Genomic DNA, 2,697 nt, shown 5'->3' on the forward strand with positions numbered 1-2,697 from the left:
TATGGACACCTGGCAGCGACGAACGTCGCAGTACGTCGTCGTCCTCGTCGGCGTGATGTTCGGCTACGCGGCGGTGTACGACGCCGGGATGAGCGTCTTCGAGGGCTCGCCGATCAGCTTCCTCCACTCGCTCCAGGTCGTCGTGGAGACGTTCACCACGACCGGCTTCGGCTCCGACGCCCCGTGGACGACCCCCGAGATGAACGTCCTCGTCATCGTGATGGATCTGACGGGCGTCGTCCTCATCTTCCTCGCGCTCCCGGTGCTCGTCTTCCCGCTGTTCGAGGAGGCCATCTCGACGACGGTGCCGACGGCGGCGGCGGCGGATCTCGAGGACCACGTCGTCGTCTGTACGCTGACGCCGCGGGGCGAGACGCTGGTCGACGAACTCGACTCCGTGGGCGTCGACCACCTCGTCCTCGAACCGGACCGTGACCGGGCGAAAGACCGGTACGAGCAGGGGTACGACGTCATTCACGCCGACCCGGAGTCGGTCGACGGATTGGAAGCCGCACGCCTCCCCGCCGCCCGCTGTCTCGTCGCCGACGGCTCCGATCCCGTCAACACGAGCACGGTCCTCACCGCGAAGGAAGTCGCCGAGGACGTGCGGACGGTGAGCGTCGTCGACGACCCGTCCCGCGAGCGGTACCACCGCCTCGCCGGCGCCGACGACGTGCTCTCGCCGCGGGCGCTCCTCGGCGAGGGACTGGCGTCGAAGGTGACGGCCGGCATTTCGACCGAACTGGGCGACGCCGTCGAAGTCGGCGAGGACTTCGAGATCGCCGAACTGCCGATCCAGCGCAACAGCGACCTCGTCGGGCGGACCATCGCGGAGAGCGGGGTGCGCGAGCGCGCCGGCGTGAACATCGTCGGCGCGTGGTTCCGGGGCCAGTTCGAGAGTCCGCCCTCGCCGGACGCCACGCTCGACAACGGCACCGTCCTGCTGGTCACGGGCCGGGAAGCACAGCTGGAGCGGCTCAAGGAGCTGACGATGTCCGACGTACGTCGGTTCCGTCGGGGGCGGACCGTCGTCGTCGGCCACGGCGAGGTCGGCACCACCGTCTCCGCGGCGCTCTCGACGGCCGACGTCTCCACCACGGTGCTAGACCTGGTCGACGGCCCCGGGGTGGACATGACCGGCGACGCGACCGATCCCGACGCACTCTCGCGGGCGGACGTCGAGGACGCACGAACCGTCATCCTCGCCATTCCGGACGACACCTTGACCGAGTTCGCCATCCTCGTCGTTCGGGATCTGAACCCCGACATCGAGCTGATCGCACGGGCGGAGGAAACCGAGAACGTCCAGAAGATGTATCGCGCGGGCGCGGACTACGTTCTCTCGTTGGCGACGGTCAGCGGCCGGATGCTCGCCTCCACCATCCTCGAAGACGAGGAGGTCATGTCGCTCGACAAGCAGGTGGAGGTGCTCCGCACGCACGCGCCGGGACTCGTCGGTCGAACGCTCGGCGGGGCGGACGTGCGGGCGCGGACGGGCTGTACCGTCGTCGGCGTCGACCGCGACGGCGAGATGATCACCGACCTCGGGGCGGACTTCCGCATCGAGGAGGGCGACGAACTCGTCATCGCCGGTACCGACGAGGGGGCGAACCGATTCATGGAGACGCTGGGCTAGTCCGTCGTCACGACGAGTTTCCCGAGCGTCTCCCGGTCCGCCATCCGTTCGAACGCCGCCGCCGTCTCCGAGAGCGGGAACGTCCGATCGACTCGGGGGTCGAGATCGCCCGCGGCGACGAGGTCGACCAGCCGTTCGAGGTCGGTCTGGGTCCCCATCGTGCTCCCGATCACGCGCTTGTGCCCCCGGAACAGGTCGGCGATGTCGACCTCGGAGGTCGGCCCGGCGGTGCGCCCACAGACGACCATCCGTCCGCCGCGACGCATGACGTCGAGACCGAGGCCGGTGTAGTCGCCGCCGAGGTGGTTGACGACGGCGTCCGGCGTGCCGATGTCGGTGACGGCCGCCCGGAGGGCGTCGGGATCCGTCCCTTGGAGCGTGTGATCGGCGCCGAGGTCGGCGACGGCGTCGAGTTTCGACGCCGACGACGAGGTGCCGATCGTGCGGACGCCCCGGATGTCGGCGAGTTGGATCGTCGCGACGCCGACGCCGCCGGTCGCGCCGGGGACGAAGAGGAGGTCGCCGGGTTCGACCCCCGCCCGGCGGAGCATGTGGGAAGCGGTGAGATACGCCGTCGGGAGCGCCGCGGCCGTCGTCGCGTCCACGCCGTCGGGGAGGGGAACCAGTCGGTCGGCCGCGACGCAGGCTTCCTCCGCGAGGCCGCCGTGGTACAGCGAGTAGGATTCACAGAGGGTCTCCGGGCCTTCACGGCAGAACCGGCAGGTGCCGCACGTCTCGTTCGGACAGAGGAGGACCCGGTCGCCGGGGGCGACGCCGGTGACGCCCTCGCCGACGTCGTCGACGACCCCCGTGACGTCGAGGCCGCTGACGAAAGGCAGGTCGGTCGGGTCGACCATCGCGGACGCCCCCTCCAGAATCCAGAGGTCGTGGTGGTTGATCGAGCAGGCCTGGACGTCGACGACGGCCTCACCCGGGCCGGGGTCGGGGCGGTCAAGGTCGATCACGTCGACGCCGTCCGGTCCGATCAGGTCGGTGAACGCTGCGGCACGCATCGGACGTCCGTTCGACCGGCGGGGTAAAAGGTTCGGGGGCGCCGGCAG

General features: G+C 70.1%; 2 protein-coding genes. One reads left to right on the forward strand and one right to left on the reverse strand.

The features are described 5' to 3' along the window. The first annotated feature begins 1 nt into the window (after position 1). On the forward strand, positions 2-1,636 hold the full coding sequence (locus Q0116_RS10615) for a TrkA family potassium uptake protein (protein ID WP_297887864.1): 1,635 nt from the start codon (positions 2-4) through the stop codon (positions 1,634-1,636). On the opposite strand, the gene Q0116_RS10620 is transcribed toward Q0116_RS10615, so the two are convergent. Further along, the gene (locus Q0116_RS10620; protein WP_297887866.1) at positions 1,633-2,649 is read right to left on the reverse strand and encodes an alcohol dehydrogenase catalytic domain-containing protein; all 1,017 of its coding nucleotides are present in this window, start codon (positions 2,647-2,649) and stop codon (positions 1,633-1,635) included. The genes Q0116_RS10615 and Q0116_RS10620 overlap by 4 nt on opposite strands. Positions 2,650-2,697: the final 48 nt, after the last annotated feature.

The organism is uncultured Halorubrum sp. (genome assembly GCF_937146585.1).
Taxonomy (GTDB): domain Archaea; phylum Halobacteriota; class Halobacteria; order Halobacteriales; family Haloferacaceae; genus Halorubrum; species Halorubrum miltondacostae.